The organism is Aeromonas sp. s10 (assembly GCF_040907975.1).
Classification (GTDB): domain Bacteria; phylum Pseudomonadota; class Gammaproteobacteria; order Enterobacterales; family Aeromonadaceae; genus Aeromonas; species Aeromonas caviae.
Window position 1 is genome coordinate 112383 of record NZ_JBFOCV010000043.1, and the last position, 18162, is coordinate 130544.

The 18162-nt window shown below is 63.5% G+C and carries 17 protein-coding genes; 13 read left to right on the top strand and 4 right to left on the bottom strand.

Annotated features, from left to right (window positions below; genetic code table 11):
- Positions 1–210 precede the first annotated feature (210 nt).
- The gene (locus AB5Y59_RS16350) at positions 211–1542 is read right to left on the bottom strand and encodes a glutamine synthetase family protein (protein ID WP_010676060.1); all 1332 of its coding nucleotides are present in this window, start codon (positions 1540–1542) and stop codon (positions 211–213) included.
- A 462-nt stretch (positions 1543–2004) separates the two neighbouring features.
- On the opposite strand from AB5Y59_RS16350, the gene AB5Y59_RS16355 reads away from it, so the two are divergent.
- The 9 genes from AB5Y59_RS16355 to malZ all read left to right on the top strand — a co-directional run bounded on the left by AB5Y59_RS16355 (position 2005) and on the right by malZ (position 10765).
- Complete coding sequence (locus tag AB5Y59_RS16355) at positions 2005–2391, top strand: TraR/DksA C4-type zinc finger protein (protein ID WP_010676061.1); 387 nt, start codon at positions 2005–2007, stop codon at positions 2389–2391.
- Positions 2392–2547: 156 nt separating this feature from the next.
- Positions 2548–3408: a hypothetical protein gene (locus AB5Y59_RS16360; RefSeq protein ID WP_010676062.1), complete on the top strand. Its 861-nt coding sequence runs from the start codon at positions 2548–2550 to the stop codon at positions 3406–3408.
- 285 nt (positions 3409–3693) lie between these two features.
- Entirely contained in the window at positions 3694–4140 is a 447-nt protein-coding gene (locus AB5Y59_RS16365) for a DUF962 domain-containing protein (RefSeq protein WP_041211971.1), read from the top strand.
- A 21-nt stretch (positions 4141–4161) separates the two neighbouring features.
- Positions 4162–4641 (top strand): CreA family protein, encoded by a 480-nt coding sequence (locus AB5Y59_RS16370; RefSeq protein ID WP_041214236.1) that lies wholly within the window; start codon positions 4162–4164, stop codon positions 4639–4641.
- Positions 4642–4718: 77 nt separating this feature from the next.
- A complete protein-coding gene (locus AB5Y59_RS16375) occupies positions 4719–5708 on the top strand; it encodes a 2-hydroxyacid dehydrogenase (protein ID WP_368212357.1) in 990 nt (329 codons plus the stop codon).
- Between the two features lie 104 nt (positions 5709–5812).
- Positions 5813–7174 carry a molecular chaperone gene (yegD, locus tag AB5Y59_RS16380; RefSeq protein WP_039039669.1) on the top strand — a complete coding sequence of 454 codons (1362 nt, stop codon included), beginning with the start codon at positions 5813–5815 and terminating at the stop codon, positions 7172–7174.
- Positions 7175–7352: 178 nt separating this feature from the next.
- Positions 7353–7772, top strand: coding sequence for an META domain-containing protein (locus AB5Y59_RS16385; RefSeq protein WP_010676067.1), 420 nt, complete (start codon positions 7353–7355; stop codon positions 7770–7772).
- A gap of 69 nt (positions 7773–7841) precedes the next feature.
- A complete protein-coding gene (locus AB5Y59_RS16390; protein ID WP_039039670.1) occupies positions 7842–8690 on the top strand; it encodes an HDOD domain-containing protein in 849 nt (282 codons plus the stop codon).
- Positions 8691–8935: 245 nt separating this feature from the next.
- The gene (gene malZ, locus AB5Y59_RS16395) at positions 8936–10765 is read left to right on the top strand and encodes a maltodextrin glucosidase (protein ID WP_368212359.1); all 1830 of its coding nucleotides are present in this window, start codon (positions 8936–8938) and stop codon (positions 10763–10765) included.
- Between the two features lie 155 nt (positions 10766–10920).
- Here malZ and AB5Y59_RS16400 read toward each other — a convergent pair whose 3' ends face one another.
- Both AB5Y59_RS16400 and AB5Y59_RS16405 read right to left on the bottom strand, forming a co-directional pair.
- Positions 10921–11454 carry an ATP--cob(I)alamin adenosyltransferase gene (locus tag AB5Y59_RS16400; RefSeq protein WP_042016441.1) on the bottom strand — a complete coding sequence of 178 codons (534 nt, stop codon included), beginning with the start codon at positions 11452–11454 and terminating at the stop codon, positions 10921–10923.
- 94 nt (positions 11455–11548) lie between these two features.
- Positions 11549–12670, bottom strand: a complete 1122-nt coding sequence (locus AB5Y59_RS16405) for a DUF5610 domain-containing protein (RefSeq protein WP_049636071.1) — start codon at positions 12668–12670, stop codon at positions 11549–11551.
- A gap of 169 nt (positions 12671–12839) precedes the next feature.
- Between AB5Y59_RS16405 and trmA the strand changes: the two genes are divergently transcribed.
- From trmA to AB5Y59_RS16425, 4 genes are all read left to right on the top strand, one after another.
- Positions 12840–13973 (top strand): tRNA (uridine(54)-C5)-methyltransferase TrmA, encoded by a 1134-nt coding sequence (gene trmA / locus AB5Y59_RS16410; protein ID WP_368212361.1) that lies wholly within the window; start codon positions 12840–12842, stop codon positions 13971–13973.
- Positions 13974–14231: 258 nt separating this feature from the next.
- On the top strand, positions 14232–14939 hold the full coding sequence (rstA, locus tag AB5Y59_RS16415) for a two-component system response regulator RstA (protein ID WP_010676073.1): 708 nt from the start codon (positions 14232–14234) through the stop codon (positions 14937–14939).
- 232 nt (positions 14940–15171) lie between these two features.
- Positions 15172–16497, top strand: a complete 1326-nt coding sequence (rstB, locus tag AB5Y59_RS16420; protein ID WP_324031885.1) for a two-component system sensor histidine kinase RstB — start codon at positions 15172–15174, stop codon at positions 16495–16497.
- Between the two features lie 54 nt (positions 16498–16551).
- Positions 16552–16734: a hypothetical protein gene (locus AB5Y59_RS16425; RefSeq protein WP_010676075.1), complete on the top strand. Its 183-nt coding sequence runs from the start codon at positions 16552–16554 to the stop codon at positions 16732–16734.
- A 72-nt stretch (positions 16735–16806) separates the two neighbouring features.
- Here AB5Y59_RS16425 and AB5Y59_RS16430 read toward each other — a convergent pair whose 3' ends face one another.
- The gene (locus AB5Y59_RS16430) at positions 16807–18063 is read right to left on the bottom strand and encodes a malic enzyme-like NAD(P)-binding protein (RefSeq protein WP_219604266.1); all 1257 of its coding nucleotides are present in this window, start codon (positions 18061–18063) and stop codon (positions 16807–16809) included.
- Positions 18064–18162 lie beyond the last annotated feature (99 nt).

Here is an 18162-nt window from a genome sequence, read left to right on the forward strand (position 1 = left end):
TCACGGGGCTGGCACTCTCTTGCCTGCTCGATGCCTTTCCATGGGGCGAACATCGTCGCCAGTTGATTGCAGGTGACCCCCCTCTCCATTGCGAGAGCGGGCCTCACCTTTACTCGGTGCCTTCCGGGTCGCGGGCGCCCCCGCCAGACGGGCCTTCGGCCCCTTGCTTGCGATATGACGGGGAGAGGCCTCGCCTCCCCCGGGGACAGATCAGACGTTCAGCAGCAGGAATTCCCGTTCCCAGCGGCTGATCACGCCGAAATAGGTCTCGTACTCCTTGCGTTTGACGGCCACGAAGGCGCGGATGAAGCGCTCCCCCAGCATGTCCTTGATGGGTTCACACTGCTCCAGGTGGCTCAGCGATTCCTCCAGCGAGCGGGGCAGGCTGTAGGGCAGGTCATAGGCACTCGCCTTCATCTCCTGCATGGGTTCGAGCTTCTCCAGCATGCCGAGGTAGCCGCAGGCCAGGGTGGCGGCCAGGGCCAGATACGGATTGGCATCAGCCCCGGCGAAGCGGTTCTCGACCCGACGTGCGCTCGGTTCGGAGAAGGGGACCCGCAGGCCACAGGTGCGGTTTTCCACCCCCCACTGCACGTTGCGCGGCGCACTCTCGCCAAAGGTGAGGCGGCGGTAGGAGTTGACGTTCGGCGCCAGCAGGGCGGTCACTGCCGGGGTGTATTTCTGCAGGCCGGCGATGAAATGCATGAACAGATCGGAGTTGCCCCCTTCGCTGGTACCAAACAGGTTGTTGCCATCCATGTCTTCCAGGCTCTGGTGGATGTGCATGGCGGAACCCGGTTCGTTGCTCATGGGCTTGGCCATGAAAGTGGCATAGATGCCGTGGCGATGGGCGGCCTCGCGCATGGTGCGCTTGAACAGAAACACCTGGTCGGCGAGATCGATGGCATCCCCGTGCAGGAAGTTGATCTCCATCTGGGCGGCGCCGGATTCGTGGATCAGGGTGTCCACCTCAAGCTCCTGGGCCTCGCAGTAGTCGTACATGTCCTCGAAGATGGGGTCGAATTCGTTCACCGCATCGATGCTGAACGACTGGCGGGCCGTTTCCGGGCGGCCGTTGCGGCCCACCGGCGGTACCAGTGGATAGTCGGGATCTTCGTTGCGGGTCACCAGGTAGAACTCCAGCTCCGGCGCCACCACCGGCTTCCAACCCTGCTTCTCGTAGAATGACAGAACCCGGCGCAGCACGGAGCGGGGAGCGATGTCGATGAGCTTGCCGTTGACGTCAAAGCAGTCGTGGATCACCTGGGCGGTGGGCTCCAGCGCCCAGGGTACGAAACGAATGGTGTTGGGATCGGGATAGAGCTGCATGTCCCGCTCCAGCGGGTCTATCATGCTGTCGTCATCCGGGTACTCGCCGGTCACCGTCTGGGTGAAGATGACCTCGGGCAGCCGCATGCCCCCCTCGCGCAGAAACTTGTTGGCTGGAATGATCTTGCCTCGGGCATTGCCGGTGAAATCCGGAAACAGGCACTCCACTTCCGTGATGCGATTGCTCTCCATCCAGCCCTTGATACTGTCCATGTTAAACCCCGACTTTACGGTTGCCATTGTCAAGGGTGTCTAATATAAGGAACACCCTTGTTAAGAAAATGTAATCGACCACACCATAAAAGCCCGTGATAAAGGCCTTTGTCAAGCAGCGGTGTTTAAAAAACTATAAACAACGGCCTGTATAATGACCAGCGCGGCACCAAATACTAAACACTTTGTGTCACGATCAGCCCACTGCAAGCTCGATGCCAACGGCGGCGGGATCTCGTTCGATACTCAGTCAGACCCTGTCGGAGAAGGCCCATTTCTTTGCAAGGGCGCACACTCCTTATCCAATTTCCTTTGCATGTCTGCGTTTTTTTGGTACAAGGCCCGCCCTGATTTGCACTCTCCTGCATGGATTTGGTGCAAAACGGGATACAAGGGCTTGGTCTGACGACAGACAGCCCCCATCAATGGGTAACATTGGGAAACTGACTGGTAGCAAACCGTATGTGTGATTTCATGACAGAAGACCAACTGACCTTCTACAAAGGCCAGATCGAGCGACAAATCCTTGAGCTCGAAGAACGTCTCAACTCCCAGGCCAGCCAGGCTATCGCCACCGATACCAACGAGATGGCGGATGAAATTGACCGTGCCAGTGTCGAGGAGGCCCGTCGCCTGGAGCTGAACCGCATCGAGCACGACAAGTTGCACCTGCGCAAGCTGAAAGGGGCGTTGAAGCGCATCAATGAAGGGGATTTCGGCTATTGCGAATCCTGTGGCGACGAGATCTCTCTCAAGCGGCTGCAGGCCCGTCCCGAGTCCCGCTTCTGTGTTGAATGCCAGAGCACCAAGGAATTCAACGACACTCACGTGTTCCGTCGCGTCGCCTGATGCGGCGAACAAGCCCGGCCTCGGTACGAGCCGGGCACAGGGCAGGCCATGCCCGAAGATGACGCGGCCGGGTGATCCCCGGCCCCTTTCACAGCAAGAGCGTGACAACTTCTGTTAGACTCCGGGCAAGTCCCGGATCCTACAGGAGATCAAAGCGTGAAATGGCTCATCAGGCTGTGCTTGTGCCTGCCATTGCTGGCACAAGCACAGACGCTCACCGTCAAGGTCCCCAGCCGACCGATCAACGATCTCGACAACGAATACCAGCTCAAGCTGCTGGAACTGGCGCTCAACCACGCCGGGCAGCCCTACAAGCTGGAGCGGGTCGACCTCAATCTCAACCAGTACAGCCTCCAGCAGGCGCTTGCCAAGGGCAAGGTCATCAATGTGTTCTGGATGGGTACCTCCAGCGCGCTGGAATCCTCCCTCACCGCAGTGCCAATCCCGCTGTTTCGTGGCCTGGAAGGGCTGCGCCTCTCCTTCATCCACGCCGATGCCCAGGAGCGGTTCAACCAGATCAACACCCTGGCAGACCTCAAGAAACTGAAAGCCGCCCAGGGGGTGGGCTGGGCCGACAACAAGATCCTGGAACTGGCAGGCATTCCCACCTATGCCGGGCGCTACAGCAACCTGTTTCGCCTGATGAATGACGGCGACAAGCTGGACTTCTTCCCCCGTGGTCTGGTGGAAATCTTCGCCGAACGCAGCGAGCTGGCGGCACAATATCCCAACCTGGTGATCGATCAGCACCTGCTGATCCGCTACCCCTTCGCCGAGTTCTTCTTCGTCAGCCCGGAGTCGCCGAAGCTGGCCAAGGCGATCCAGACCGGCCTCGAGCGTGCCTATGCCGACGGCAGCTTCATGGCGTTCTTTCGGGAGAACCCCAAGATCCGCGAGGCCCTGGCCAGCGCCAATCTGGAGCAGAGAGTCACCATCGCCCTGCCCAATCCCGACATGACCCCCTTGCTCAAAAGCATTCCGGCCCAATATTGGGAATATCCACCGTCGCAGGAGTAAATGGACACGATATCCGGCGTTGAGAATATCCACCGCTGCGAGCGTGAACGGACACGGCCTCCGGTATTGGAAATATCCACCGTCGCAGGAGTAAACGGACACGATATCCGGCGTTGAGAATATCCACCGCTGCGAGCATGAACGGACACGGTATCCCGGCATTGGGAATATCCGCCGCCGGGAGCGTGATCAGCCGCGGGTCATCCCATCCGGTGGGCGCAGCCCGCCGCAGACGCACAGGAACGCGAGGTCGCCCGGCCTCAATACGCGCACCAGGGAGGTGCCATGAAACGACTGGATGACTGGTTTCGCGACTACGGCCAGAGCCATCAACACCCCGTCAATGTGGCCATCCACAAGGTGGCGGTGCCAGGCATCTACCTCTGCATCCTGGCACTGCTCTGGTGCCTGCCCGCCGGTCCCCTGCCAGCGTCCTTCAACTGGGCGGGGCTGGTGACCATCCCGGTGCTGGTCTTCTACCTGCGGCTGTCGTTGACGATCTTTACGGGGATGACGGCCCTGACCGCCCTGGGACTGGCCTTCTGCCACGTCTGGCAGGGGCCGCTGCTGTGGCCTGCCCTCATCGGGTTCGTGCTGTTCTGGATAGCTCAATTCGTCGGTCACCATATCGAGGGGAAACGCCCCTCCTTTCTCACCGACCTGCAATTTCTGCTGGTAGGCCCCGCCTGGGTGCTGGCCAGCCTCTATCGTCGTTTGGGCATCCCTTTCTGAGGGAGGCCAACAGGAGAGACCATGAGACATCTTCAGACCCTTGCTCGCACCCTGCCCCTGCTGCTGGGGGCACTGATGGCCGGCCCGGTGCTGGCCGACAAGGCAGATCCCGTCGGCGAGGTGAGCACCGCCTTCAAGCTGCTCGGACCCAACCACAAGATCCTAGTGGAGGCGTTCGACGACCCTAAAATCGCCGGTGTCGCCTGCTATCTGGCCCGCCCCAAGACCGGCGGCGTCAAGGGTGGACTCGGGCTGGCGGAAGATCCCTCCCACGCCTCCCTCTCCTGCCACCAGATCGGCCCCATCACCCTGCCCGCCAAGCTGAAGGCGGGGGAAGAGGTGTTCGACGTCAGCACCTCGCTGGTGTTCAAGGAGCAGAAGGTGGTGCGTTTTTACGACGAGAAGCGCAATGCCCTTGTCTATCTGACTTACAGCACCAAGTTGGTGGATGGTTCGTACAAGAGTGCGGTCAGTGCCGTTCCCATCATGCCCTGGGGTTGAAACAGCACCACTTATCCCGTGATGACGGTCACTATTTGTTGTAATTTAACCACATCATTATCTACGGAGAGCGCACCATGAGAGTCGCCGTTTTCAGTACCAAGAGCTACGACAAAGAACATTTCCACCAGGCCAACGGCCAGTACGGTTTCGATCTGGAGTTCTTCGACGTGCGGCTGGAGGCCAAGACGGCCCGTCTCGCCCACGGCTTCCCCGTGGTCTGCCTGTTCGTCAACGATGATGCCGACCGCGAAGTGCTGGCCGAGCTGGCGCAGTACGGCACCAGGGTCATCGCCCTGCGCTGCGCCGGTTACAACAACGTGGATCTGGCCGCCGCCAAGGAGCTGGGACTCAAGGTGGTGCGGGTGCCTGCCTACTCCCCCGAGGCCGTTGCCGAACATGCGGTGGGCCTGATGATGACCCTCAACCGCCGCATCCATAAGGCGTATCAGCGCACCCGGGACGCCAACTTCTCCCTGGAAGGGCTGGTGGGCTTCAACATGCATGGCCGTACCGCCGGCATCATAGGCACCGGCAAGATCGGCATCGCCACCTTGCGCATCCTCAAGGGGTTCGGCATGCGCCTGCTGGTGAGCGACCCCTATCCGAACCAGGCGGCCATCGATCTGGGCGCCGAGTACGTGGATCTCGACACCCTGTTCCGTCAGTCCGATGTCATCAGCCTGCACTGCCCCCTGTTCAAGGAGAACTATCACCTGCTGAACAAGGAGGCCTTCGCCAAGATGAAGGACGGGGTGATGATCATCAACACCAGCCGGGGCGGCCTGCTCGACTCCAACGCCGCCATCGAGGCCCTCAAGACTGCCCGCATCGGCGCCCTGGGGCTGGACGTCTATGAGGAGGAGGAAGACCTCTTCTTCGAGGACAAGTCCAACGAGGTGATCACCGACGACGTCTTCCGCCGCCTGTCTGCCTGTCACAACGTGCTGTTCACCGGTCACCAGGCCTTCCTGACCCGGGAGGCGCTGCACGCCATCGCCGACACCACCCTCCGCAACATCCAGGCCATCGAGAGCCAGGGCCGCTCAGACAACGAAGTGGAGTGATCCCTGAGACGTTGTCGCCACGCCATTGATCCCGCCGCCGGGTTGTGAGACCCGGCGGCATCGGGTAGGCTACCAGCCCTTTTTTGTACAGGAGTCTGGCCAGCATGTTCATCGGATTTGATTACGGTACCTCCAACTGTGCCGTCGCCGTGATGGAACAGGGCAGCCCCAGGCTGCTGACCCTCTCCGGTTCCCATTACCTTCCCTCCACCCTGCACGCCCCCCACCGGGACGCCATCGCCGGCCTCCTGGCCGAAGGCCTGGCCCCCGTCCAGCAGAGCGAATACCTCAAGCTGCGCGGTCCCGTGGTGACCCGGGCCCAGGCGGTGCGCCGCCAGATGCGCGAAGAGGGACTCATCGACGAGCTGAGCTTCGGCGGTGCGGCGCTGGCGCGCTATCTGGAAGAGCCGGACGAGGGCTACTACATCAAGTCCCCCAAATCCTTTCTCGGGGCCTATGGCCTCAAGGCTCCCCAAATCGCCCTGTTCGAGGACATTGTCTGCGCCATGATGTTGCACGTGCGCCGGGAGGCGGAGCAGCAGACGGGCAGCACCATCCGCCAGGCGGTGATCGGCCGACCGGTCAACTTCCAGGGACTGGCGGGGGAAGAGAGCAACCGCCAGGCCATCGCCATCCTGAGGGAGGCGGCACGCCTCGCCGGGTTCGAGCGGGTGGAGTTCCTCTATGAACCGGTGGCCGCCGGCTTCGAGTTCGAAGCGCGCCTCACCGAGGATGCGGTGGTGCTGGTGGTGGATATCGGGGGCGGGACCACCGACTGCTCCGTACTGCGCATGGGCCCGAGCCACCGTGACCAGCTGGATCGCAGCGGCGATCTGCTCGGTCACAGCGGCCAGCGCATCGGGGGCAACGACTTCGACATCCGCCTGACCGTGGAGGGCATGATGCCGCTGCTCGGCATGCACGAGACCCTCAAGACCGGCAAGCCACTGCCCCATCCCCTGTTCTGGGACGCCGCCGCCATCAATGACGTCAGTGCCCAGAGCCGTTTCTACAGCCTGGATACCGCACGTCAGTTGCAGGATCTCCAGCTCGACAGCCAGCCGGGCAGCAAGCTCCCGCGCCTCGCCAGCCTGCGGGCCCACAAGCTGAGCCATCAACTGGTGTGGCGCGCCGAGCAGGGCAAAATCGCCCTCTCCGACCACGAGCATAATCACCAGACCCTGAACGAGCTGGAAAAAGGGCTGGAGGCGGCACTCACCCGCCCCCAGCTGGCCAGTGCTTCCGCCCCCTTGCTGGAGAAGATTGGCGAGCTGATGGACGAGGCTATCCTGGCGGCAGGCGTGCAGCCTGACCGGGTCTTCGTCACCGGCGGCAGTGCCCGCTCCCCCCTCATCAAGGCCTTCATCCAGCAGAAACTGCCCAAGGTACCGCTGGAGGGGGGTGATGACTTCGGTTCGGTGGCCTCGGGCCTCGCCCGCTATGCCGAGCGCCTGTTTGCGGACTGAGACGGCCAGGGGAGCCATGGGCAACCGGTAGACAGGTTCGCTCGGGGCGGGTGTTGCCATTTGCCGACACCCCCTCTTCCCCCGGGGCGACAGAAGCGGTCGGGCTCCTCCCCCCTCGCCCTGCCGCCTGGGCCCGGGGACAGGTATGCTTGTCATACCCACCACCGGAGCCCCTTCAATGCCCAGATACCTGCTACTGTTGCTCGCCCTGCTTCTGCTCAGCGCCTGCAGCAGTGCTCCCCGCTTTGCCTCGCAAGACCTGCAACACCATCACTGGGTGCTCGATCGGCTGGATGGCCAGGCCATCGCCAGCCGCCGCAGCAATCCCCCCGACATCGAGATCGGTGAGCACTTCACCGTCAACGGCATCGCCGGTTGCAACCGCTACTTCGGCCAGGGTCACCTCAAGGGGAACAAGCTCTGGGTCACCAGCCTCGGCAGCACCGCCATGGCCTGTCCCCCCGAACTCGATCTGATAGAGCAGGCCGTGCTCGCCACACTGACGGAGGGGGCCACACTGAGCGGTTCCACCCAGACCCTGATCCTCCAGGGAAAACGGCACCGTTTGGAATACAGACTGCAAGACTGGGTGTACTAGGGCTCACAAAACCGCTCGCCAGCAGGAACAACTGGCCAGGCTGTGGCACAATATGAGGCATTGTTAGCAATGGAGGCTGCCTCAGCCATGTCGATGGATCGCCTGTTTGGCAAGATCAAGCAACTGCCCACAATTCCGAAACTGCTGCACGAGCTGATGCAGAGTTTCAACGACGAGAATGCCCGCATCGACGAGATCGCGGCCAAGATCGCCATGGACCAGGTGATCAGCGTCAAGGTACTGCGGATGGCCAACTCCGCTGCCCTGCGCCGTGGCAATGAAATCACCTCCATCGAACAGGCGGTGATCCGCCTCGGTTTCAACCGCCTGCGCTCCGTGGTGGTCGCCTCCGGCATCATCAGCAGCTTCAAGGCCCCTCCCGGCTTTGACAAGCTCCACTTCTGGACCCAGACCTTCCAGGTCGCCACCATTGCCCGCACCCTGGCACAGCAGACCACCTCGGTGGATCCCGAGACCGCCTTCACCTGCGCCCTCATTCACAACATTGGCGAGCTGCTGATCCAGAGCACCCTGCCGGAAGAGGCGGGGCTCATCAATCTGGCCATCGAGAAAGGCAGCAGCCGGGTCGATGCCCAGCGGGAGATGCTGGGTTACGACTATGCCCAGCTCGGCGCAGAGCTGGCGCGGCGCTGGAACCTGTCGCCCGCCTTCGTGGATGCCATCGCCCAGCAGCTCGACCCCCTCTCCCACGATCCGGTCAGCAAGGAGGCCGTGCTCATCCGGCTCGCCGTCTTCGTCTCCTTCGCCTGGCAGGCCGGTGTACCGGCACAGGCCATCATCGCCCGTTTCCCCAGAACCCTGGCTGACCAGCTGGGGCTGGATCCCGCCAGCCTGGCGGATCAGCTGGAGCAGCTCCACGAGCAGGGCAACGCCCTGGCCGATTTGCTGACCCAGTAGATGTACAACGGCCGATCAGCAGGAGCCGGATCCCCGTCTCATTCTGGCGGATCAGCTGGAGCAGCTGCACGAACAGGGCAACGCCCTTGCCGATTTGCTGACCCAATAGCGTCACGGCAGACCGCCCAGCCAAGCCGGAAGCACCGTCTCATTCTGGCCGGTCGTCACATACACACGCCCATGGACGGGATAAGATGGCCTGCGCCCATCCCCCACTCCTGAGCCTCTCTGACACAGTAGATACCATGACCCATCCCTTCCTGTTTCACCCCCAGGCGGCACCCTGGTTCAAAGAGAGTGCCGACACCCTGCAGCTCACCCTGTTCAGCGAGCTGGACGCCCCCATCCGCGAGGTGTGGCTGCGCCACGAGCCGGACAACGAGGAGTATCTGGTCGCCATGACGCCGATCGCCACCCGGGACAGGCTTCAGGTCTGGCAGGTCGAACTGCCGCTGGCCAGGGGGCAGGAGATCCACCTCTACTGCTTCAAGTGCCTCACCGACGAGGAGCAGTGGTGGCTGCACGGGGCAGGCGTCAGCGCCGCCATGCCGCCGCGGGAGCAGCATTTCCGCTTCAACAGCCATCACCAGCCCCCGGCCTGGGTGCAGGATCAGGTGTTCTACCAGATCTTCCCCGACCGCTTCTGCAACGGCGACCCGTTGCTGAGCGTCAAGCATCACGAGTACGAGTACAGGGGCAAGGCGGTCATCAGCAAGGCCTGGGGCGAGCCGGTCAGCCGCCACGAAGAGGGGCACGGCGCCTGTGAATTCTACGGCGGGGATCTGGCGGGCATCGACGCCAAGCTGCACTACCTGCAATCCCTGGGTGTGACGGCGCTCTACCTCAACCCCATCTTCGATTCGCCGAGCAACCACAAGTACGACACCCAGGACTACTTCAAGGTGGATGCGCACCTCGGTACCAATGCCCAGTTTGCCGAGCTGACCCGCAACCTGCACCAGCGCGGCATGAGGATCATCCTGGATGCGGTGGTCAACCACACCTCCACCGAGCACCCCTGGTTCTGCCCACCGCTGGGCGCCCAGAGCAACCCGGACTCCCCCTGGCGCAGCTTCTACACCTTCGATCAGGAAGGGGATTATGTTAGCTGGAAAGGGATCCGCAGCCTGCCCAAGCTGGATTTCTCAAGTGAACAGGTGCAGGACGCCGTTTATCGGGCAGACAACGCCATTCTGCGCTACTGGATGCGCGCCCCCTACCAGATCGATGGCTGGCGCTTTGACGTCATCCACATGCTGGGGGAGCGGGGCACTGCCGAGGGCAATCGCGGCCATGTACGCGCCATTCGCGGCGCGGTGAAGCAGGAGAATCCGGACGCCTACGTGCTGGGCGAGCACTTCTTCGAAGCGAGCCAGTGGCTGCAGGGGGATCAGGAGGACGGCGCCATGAACTACTACGGCTTCGCCCACCCCATCCGCGCCTTCCTGGCGGGGCAGGACATCGCCTATCACCCCATCAAGATCAGCGCCACCGAGCTGGATCACTGGCTCAAGCTGGCGCGGGCCCATATTCCGTTCAAGAACCAGCTGGCCCAGTTCAACCTGCTGGACAGCCACGACACTGCCCGCTTCCTGCACCTGCTGGGGGAAGACAAGCAGCGGATGCGACTCGCCGCCACCCTGCTCATCACCTACATCGGTGTGCCCTCCATCTACTACGGCGACGAGGTGGGGCTCTCCGGCGGCAACGACCCGGACTGCCGCCGCTGCTTCCCCTGGGATACCACCGACTGGGATCACGTGCTGCACGACCACTATCGCCGCCTGATCCAGCTGCGCCGCCAGCGCCCGGCCCTGCGCCGGGGAGACATCCAGACCCTCTACGCCGGCCCCCACAGCTATGTGTTCGCCCGTACCCTGCAAAGCGATCAGGTGGTGGTCGCCTGCAACCGCCACCCCACGGAGCCGCGCACCATCAGCCTGCCCCTGTGGCAGACCGCCAGCCCCGCCAGCCGCTTCACCGACGCCTTCAACGGCGACAAGTTCGAGGTGGTGCAGGGGGAGGTGCAGCTCACGATCCCGGCCAACTCGGCCAGGGTACTGCTGTCGAGCTAGGGATCGCGGCAATAGAAAACCGGCGCTCGGGGCGCCGGTTTTTTTTATGCCTGCACCCACCGAAGTGGCGGATGCTGCCTCATCGCTGTTTTTCGATCCAATAACCCTACGCCGCCATGTGTGATGCGACGAATGCATCAAACATCATCTCTTCATCAGTAGTTGATGCTGACATAGGGGACTTCGGTCACATCCCACGCCTGCTTGAGGTAGACGGTGAGCACGAAGAAGAAGTTGGCCAGCAGGTTGGCGAAGCGATAGAGGATAGGATCGAAGCGCACGCCGCTCTCTTCCAGGCGTACCAGCAGACGCACCACCTTCTTGCTGCCACAGCGGCACAGGTGCAGGGTGGGAATGGGCTGGGGCCCCTGGGGCAGCACGAAGCCGGTCACTCGGCCGCGACTCGCCTCGTTGTAGTGATCGTACCGCCCCTTCAGCCAGTCCAGATCCTCCTCGAAGATGCCGAGCCGTCCCCGCACCGAGCCGTTGAGGTTGTAGATGAGCCGCTGCAGGGTCGCCAGATCCGCCATCACGGGCCGGGTATCCTCATCCGGCATCAGATGAGAGAGCACGGCCCCCACCTGGCAGCAGAGCTCGTCGGTGGCGATCTCGTAGTCGCACTGGAACTGGGTTTCGAAGATGAAGGGGTAGCAGAGCTCGCGCTTGTCTCTTGGCTTCTTGGGGTTCATGGCATCGCCGGGCTGGGGAAAAGGGCAGTGTGCCAGCCCGGGGACGGGCTGGCAAACACCCCGCCCCCGCCGGCATCACGGGGGCGTCGCCAGACTAGCCGGTCGCCATCTGCTGGCCAAGCAGCCTCATGGCTTCCAGCATCCGCTGGTTGAAGCCCATGAAGCCTGCCCCCTGGGTCGCCCCATCCTGACCCCGCGCCGCCAGCACGGTGGGCGTCAGCGCCTCCTGCTGGGAAGGGGGCAGCAGGGCGTCGGCCTGCTGCTGCAACCGGCTGAGCCTCGGCAGGTAGTCCGCCAGGGGCTTGAGGCTCTCCTGCAGGGAACTGGCCCCCTGGTAGGTCTGACTCAACTTGGCCGATTGCTTGAGCTTGAGGGAGTAGGAGACCAGCTGGCTGTCATCCAGTTGCAGCCCGTTCAGCCCGTCAGCCAGAGTCTTGCCGTCGCCCCCCTTGAAGAACTGCCCGGCCAGCTCGTCCAGCCCCTTGACCAGGGTGCCGATGGCATCCATCTCGGCACTGTCGAGATCCCCCTCCAGGGAGAAGTCGAAGCTCTGGCTCGACTTGAGGCTGAACTGGCTGCCGCCCCCATCGCTCTGGGACTTGAACTGCCAGCTGTCGCTGAAGCGCAACATCACCTTGTCCCCATCCCGGGTCTCGATCTCGAGGAGGGCCTGCTGGCGGCTGGCCATCCTGGCATCCCCCAGATCCGTCGTCGACACCTTGCCGAAGAACTCCTTCTCGAACTCGTCTAGCCCCTTCTGGATCAGCTTGTAGCTCTGATCCATGCCGGTCTTGATGTCCTCGTTGTCCGCCCAGTCACCGAGCTGCTTCCTGGCGTCACCGAAGCCCTTGTCCACCCCCTTGCGGGCCTGCTCCATCATCTTGGTCAGGTCGTCGTCGGACTTGCCGTCCGCACGGGCCGCGCCTATCCGCCCGGTGACGAACTGCAGCACGTTGTCCGCCACCGACTGGAAATCGAACAGGGTCTCCGGGGTGATCTCCTGGGGTTCCTGCACCTTGGGTGCCTTGTAGCCCTGGCCGTTGATCTCCAGCGCAAATTGCAGCGCCTGCTGGATCAGCACCTGGGCCCATTTCGGGGGCTTGTTCAGGGAGACCTCATCCCCCTTGTCCGCCGTTTTCGACTCCGTCTGTTGAGGCGATTTGGGAGCAATGCCCACTCCCTTGGGTTGGGCTGCGCCCATGCCATCAATTTGCATCATTACTCTCCCGCCTATAGTGGTGGATCGGTTATCGGCCCGACTGGCCACTTCTTGACCACAAAAAACTTGGACAATCCGCAACGGCCTTTTAAAATCCCCACCCTTTGGTTGGCTGCGGCCTTCCCCCGGTCTTTCCCCGGCTCAGCCCGGTGCATGCGAGGTATCCATGACTCAATCCCAGCCATCTTCCGCCGACGCCCAGGGCAGACGGACTCCTGCCGACTACCAGGCCCAGCTCGACGAGAAGCGCGATCGCCTCACCCAGCTGTTCGCCCCCTTCAATCCGCCCGCGCTGGAGCTGCACGCCTCTCCCGCCCAGCACTACCGGATGCGCGCCGAGTTCCGCATCTGGCACGAGGGGGACGACCTCTTCCACTGCATGTATGCACCGGCCACCAAGGAGATTATCCGGGTCGACAGCTTCCCCACCGCCAGCCTGCTCATCAACCGGCTGATGCCTGTGCTGCTGGCCGGGCTGCGCCCGCACCCCGTGCTGCGCAAGAAGCTGTTCCAGATCGACTATCTCTCCACCCAGTCCGGCCAGATCTGCGTCAGCCTGCTCTACCACCGCAAGCTGGAAGCCGAGTGGCAGCAGGCCGCCGAGGCGCTGCAGGCCGACCTGCGTGCCAAGGGGTTCGAGCTGCAACTGATTGGCCGCGCCCACAAGCAGAAGATCTGCCTGGGGGATGACTTCGTCATCGAACGCCTGACCGTGCAGGGGCGCGAGCTGGTCTACAAGCAGGTGGAAAACAGCTTCACCCAGCCCAACGCCGCCATCAACGAACAGATGCTGGGCTGGGCCCTGGACGTGACCAAGGGGAGCCAGGGGGACCTGCTGGAGCTCTACTGCGGCAACGGCAACTTCTCCATCGCTCTGGCGCAGAACTTTCGCAAGGTGCTGGCCACCGAGATCGCCAAGCCGAGCGTGGACTCCGCCCAGTTCAACATCGCCGCCAACGGTGTCGACAACCTGATCATCCTGCGCATGTCGGCGGAGGAGTTCACCATGGCGATGCGCGGCGAGCGGGAGTTCAACCGCCTCAAGGGGGTCGATCTCGGCGCCTACCAGTGCAACACCATCTTCGTCGACCCGCCCCGGGCCGGTCTGGACGACGCCACCGTCAAGCTGGTGCAGGATTACGACAACATCCTCTACATCTCCTGCAACCCCGAGACCCTGCAGGCCAACATGGCCGTACTAGGTGAAACCCACGAGATCGCCCGCTTCGCCCTGTTCGACCAGTTCCCCTGGACCCACCACATGGAAGCCGGGGTGTACCTGAAGCGCAAGGGCGGCTGATCCGGGCGGTTCCCCGGCTGCCCCATGGCAGCCGGGGCCGCTTTGGCCACTGAAGGGCGCGGATCCTGCCTCATCGGACCGACCCGCCACGGGACAAGTGGGGCGGCCCGATGCCAACCGCTTCATCCTGCCCCCCCATCCCCCCGGGAGAAGGGGCAAAAACCCCCGCATTGATTAGTTATCCCGGTGCAGAGCGCGGACGCAGCCGTTATGCTGGCGACACACCCACTCACGCCATGACCGGGGAACCACGCCACCATGCCACGCGTTCTGTTTGTTGAAGACGATCCCGAGATAGGCCAGCTCATCAGCAGTTGGCTCGGTCGCCACGACATCGAGGTGCTGCTGGAGACCCGGGGTGACCGGGCACTCGACAGGGCCCTGGCCGAGCAGCCGGATCTGGTGCTGCTCGACATCATGCTGCCGGGGCAGGATGGCCTCTCCCTGTGCCGGGATCTGCGCCCGCGCTTTGCCGGCCCCATCGTCATGCTCACTTCGCTCGACAGCGACATGAACCAGATCCTGAGCCTGGAGCTGGGGGCCAACGACTACATCCTCAAGACCACGCCCCCCCCGGTGCTGCTGGCCCGGCTGCGAGTCCAGTTTCGCCAGCAGGGGCAGAGCCAGCAGGCCGTGGTCCCCGCCGCCCCGCCCCAGCGCCTGCAGTTCGGCCGCCTCCAGATAGACGGCCCGGGTCGGGATGTGCGCCTCGATGGGGAGAGCATTCCCCTCTCCACCGCCGATTTCGACCTCCTGTGGGAGCTGGCCTGCCACGCCGGCCAGATCCTGGGGCGGGAGGCGCTGTTTCGCAGCCTGCGGGGGCGCGACTACGACGGCCAGGATCGCAGCATGGACGTGGCCATCTCCCGTCTGCGCCGCCGGCTCGGGGATGACAGCAACAACCCGACCCGCATCAAGACGGTGCGCCAAAAGGGTTATCTACTCGTACCCCAGGCTTGGGAATGAGCTGGTGTCTCACACGCCTGCACACCAGAAGCCAGGGAATGACAGCAACAACTCGATCTGGATCAAGACGGTGCGCCAGAGAAGGTTACCTGCTGGTGCTCCAGGCCTGGGAATAAGCCCCGCCGAATGACCTTGATGCTCTCAGCGCCCTTCTCCCCTTGCGGGAGAAGGGTTGGGGATGAGGGGCAACAAGGCAATGCCCAGACGCAATCCAGGCAAGAGGAGAGCCCCGATGCGACGCCTGTTTATCCAGTTCTATCTGCTGCTGATAGGCTGCTTCACCCTCGCCATTCTGCTCATCGGGCTGGTCTATCAGGTCAGTGCAGAGCGGGCGGGGGACCGTTATCTGGAGCGGATGATGCAAGGCTCCCTCGGCCTGCTCACTGGCGAGCTGGCCCGGCTGCCGCCGGAACACTGGGCCACCCGCACCGGCGAGCAGAGCCGCCAGCTCAATCTGCCGCTGCAGATCGGCGTCCTCGCCAACCAGCCCCTGGCCAGCGAGGATCAGGCCTTCCTCGAGGCGGGCAACATCGTCATCGTCGAGGAGGATGACACCTTCCTGCAGCGCATCCCGAACACCGACAAGGTGCTGATCGTCGGCCCCGTCCCCTACCTCTCCTACCTGCACGAGCTGCACTGGGTGGACGTGGGGCTGCTGCTGCTCATCGGCCTTTCCCTCGGCCTGCCCATCCTGCTCTGGCTGCGCCCCCACTGGCGCGGCCTGCAACAACTCGAACAGACCGCCCGCCGGGTCGGCGACGGGGATCTCTCCTGTCGCACCGGTTTGCCGCCCGGCAGCAGCCTGAGCCGGGTTGGCCGCACCTTCGACCAGATGGCGGAGCAGTTGCAGGCCATGCTGGCCAGTCGCAAACAGTTGACCGACGCCATCGCCCACGAGCTGCGCTCCCCCCTGGTGCGGCTGCGCTATCGCCTCGCCATGCTGGCCGAGCCTCCCTCACCCGAGGAGCAGCAGGGACTGGAGCGGGACCTCGGCGCCCTCGATGCCCTCATCGAGGAGATGCTCACCTATGCCAGGCTCGATCGCCCCGAACTGCCGCTGCAATGCAGCGATCTGGAGCTCGGCAGCTGGGCCGGCAGCCGCCTGGCCGACTGGCAGGCCCTGCGGCCGGACAAGCGGCTCGACTTCGTGCGCCCGGCCATGGCTCTGCCCTGGCGCGGCGACACCCGATTGCTGGACCGGGCGCTGGAGAACCTCATCGGCAACGCCCTGCGCCATGCCACCAGCCAGGCAAGCCTCTGTATAGCGCGACAGGGGGACGACTATCTGCTGGAGGTGGCCGACGATGGCCCCGGCATCGATCCCGCGCTGGCCCCGCAAATCTTCGAGCCCTTCGTGCGCCTGGATCAGAGCCGGGACAGACGCACCGGCGGCGCCGGGCTGGGGCTGGCCATCGTGCGCAGCATCGCCCACCACCACGGCGGCGAGGTGCAACTGCTGCCAAGCCGCAGCGGTGCCCGCTTCTGCCTGACCCTGCCCGTACATTTGGATACAAACCGTCACCAGTCGCTCACTGAACCGCAGGTCGAACAGCCCTAGGATGAAGTCATGGAGAAACGCTCCATGTCATCAAACCGAACGAGGAACTGGAATATGAACAAGCTGATCCCCCTGACTCTGGCCGCTGTCTTCGCCCTGACCTCCGGCTTCACCATGGCCGCCACCCCGACCAAGGCCGCCGCTCCCCACGCCACCCAGACCAAGGTCGTGAAAAAGCATCACAAGGCTGCCCACGCCAAGGCGCCGGCCGTCAAGGTTGCTCCCAAGACCAAGTAAGCCGCCCGCTCCCGCCATGAAAAAGGGGCCCCCGACAGGGGCCCCTTCTGTTTTTTGCGTACTTGCCGTGACTCAACCCAGCATGTAATCCCCTGGCAGTTCGATGCGGGCCACCCCGGAGGCAACCGCCGCCAGCGCCACGGCACGGGCAACCCGCGGCAGCAGGCGGGCGTCCATGGGCTTGGGAATGACGTAATCCTTGCCGAAGGCGAGTTCACTCACGCCAGCGGCGGTCAGCACCTCGGCGGGCACCGGCTCCTTGGCCAGAGCACGGATCGCCTCCACTGCCGCAATCTTCATGGCATCGTTGATGCGGCTGGCACGGGCGTCGAGGGCACCGCGGAAGATGAAGGGGAAGCAGAGTACGTTGTTGATCTGGTTCGGGTAGTCCGAGCGGCCGGTTCCCATGATGAGATCCCCGCGCACACCGTGAGCCAGGGCAGGCTTGATCTCGGGGTCCGGATTGGAGCAGGCGAAGATCACCGGGTTGGGGGCCATCAGGGCCACCGCCTCGGCAGGCAGTACGTCCGGGCCGGAGACGCCGACGAAGACGTCAGCCCCGTCGATGACATCCATCAGAGTGCGCAGAGGGGTGTCGTTGGCGAAACGCTGCTTGTACTGGTTGAGATCGGTGCGGCCACTGTGGATCACACCCTGGCGGTCCAGCATGAAGATGTTGTGCGGCGCAGCCCCGCACTTGATCAGCAGATCCATGCAGGCGGTGGCGGCGGCACCGGCGCCCATGCAGACGATGCGGCTGGTGCCAATCTCCTTGCCCTGTACTTCCAGCGCGTTGAGCAGCCCGGCTGCGGTGACGATGGCGGTACCGTGCTGGTCATCGTGGAACACCGGGATGTCGCAGCGGGCGATCAGCGCCTCTTCAATCTCGAAGCACTCGGGGGCCTTGATGTCTTCCAGGTTGATGCCGCCAAAGGTGTCGGCGATGGCGGCCACCGTATCGATGAACTGGGTGCTGGTCTCGTGCTTCACCTCGATGTCGATGGCGTCGATGCCGGCAAAGCGCTTGAACAGCAGGGCCTTGCCCTCCATCACCGGCTTGGAGGCCAGCGGGCCCAGATTGCCCAGCCCCAGAATGGCGGTGCCGTTGGAGATGACGGCCACCAGGTTGCCCTTGCCGGTGTAGCGGTAGGCATCGGCCGGATTGGCGGCGATCTCGCGTACCGGTTCGGCAACGCCCGGGCTGTAGGCCAGCGCCAGATCGCGAGCGGTCTCGGCGGGCTTGGTGAGGGCGATGGCGATTTTGCCCGGAACGGGTTGGGCGTGGTAGTCGAGTGCCTGTTGGCGGAGATCGTGCTGCTGATCGGACATGGGGGACCCCGATACGGAAATGAATGAGTGATGCGTTGGCTCGCCAGCGGGCGAGGGCTGAGGATCATAAAGAAATCCCCCGCCCTTTCACAGCATAAA

What these genes read in the sequence shown, in the direction of transcription:
- AB5Y59_RS16425 (WP_010676075.1), top strand. Translation starts at nt 16,552, where the DNA reads ATGAACAAGCTGATCCCCCTGACTCTGGCCGCTGTCTTCGCCCTGACC.
- AB5Y59_RS16385 (WP_010676067.1), top strand. Translation starts at nt 7,353, where the DNA reads ATGCCCAGATACCTGCTACTGTTGCTCGCCCTGCTTCTGCTCAGCGCC.
- AB5Y59_RS16355 (WP_010676061.1), top strand. Translation starts at nt 2,005, where the DNA reads ATGTGTGATTTCATGACAGAAGACCAACTGACCTTCTACAAAGGCCAG.
- AB5Y59_RS16405 (WP_049636071.1), bottom strand. Translation starts at nt 12,670, where the DNA reads ATGCAAATTGATGGCATGGGCGCAGCCCAACCCAAGGGAGTGGGCATT.
- AB5Y59_RS16375 (WP_368212357.1), top strand. Translation starts at nt 4,719, where the DNA reads ATGAGAGTCGCCGTTTTCAGTACCAAGAGCTACGACAAAGAACATTTC.
- malZ (WP_368212359.1), top strand. Translation starts at nt 8,936, where the DNA reads ATGACCCATCCCTTCCTGTTTCACCCCCAGGCGGCACCCTGGTTCAAA.
- rstB (WP_324031885.1), top strand. Translation starts at nt 15,172, where the DNA reads ATGCGACGCCTGTTTATCCAGTTCTATCTGCTGCTGATAGGCTGCTTC.
- AB5Y59_RS16365 (WP_041211971.1), top strand. Translation starts at nt 3,694, where the DNA reads ATGAAACGACTGGATGACTGGTTTCGCGACTACGGCCAGAGCCATCAA.
- AB5Y59_RS16350 (WP_010676060.1), bottom strand. Translation starts at nt 1,542, where the DNA reads ATGGACAGTATCAAGGGCTGGATGGAGAGCAATCGCATCACGGAAGTG.
- AB5Y59_RS16370 (WP_041214236.1), top strand. Translation starts at nt 4,162, where the DNA reads ATGAGACATCTTCAGACCCTTGCTCGCACCCTGCCCCTGCTGCTGGGG.
- AB5Y59_RS16390 (WP_039039670.1), top strand. Translation starts at nt 7,842, where the DNA reads ATGGAGGCTGCCTCAGCCATGTCGATGGATCGCCTGTTTGGCAAGATC.
- AB5Y59_RS16400 (WP_042016441.1), bottom strand. Translation starts at nt 11,454, where the DNA reads ATGAACCCCAAGAAGCCAAGAGACAAGCGCGAGCTCTGCTACCCCTTC.
- yegD (WP_039039669.1), top strand. Translation starts at nt 5,813, where the DNA reads ATGTTCATCGGATTTGATTACGGTACCTCCAACTGTGCCGTCGCCGTG.
- AB5Y59_RS16430 (WP_219604266.1), bottom strand. Translation starts at nt 18,063, where the DNA reads ATGTCCGATCAGCAGCACGATCTCCGCCAACAGGCACTCGACTACCAC.
- trmA (WP_368212361.1), top strand. Translation starts at nt 12,840, where the DNA reads ATGACTCAATCCCAGCCATCTTCCGCCGACGCCCAGGGCAGACGGACT.
- rstA (WP_010676073.1), top strand. Translation starts at nt 14,232, where the DNA reads ATGCCACGCGTTCTGTTTGTTGAAGACGATCCCGAGATAGGCCAGCTC.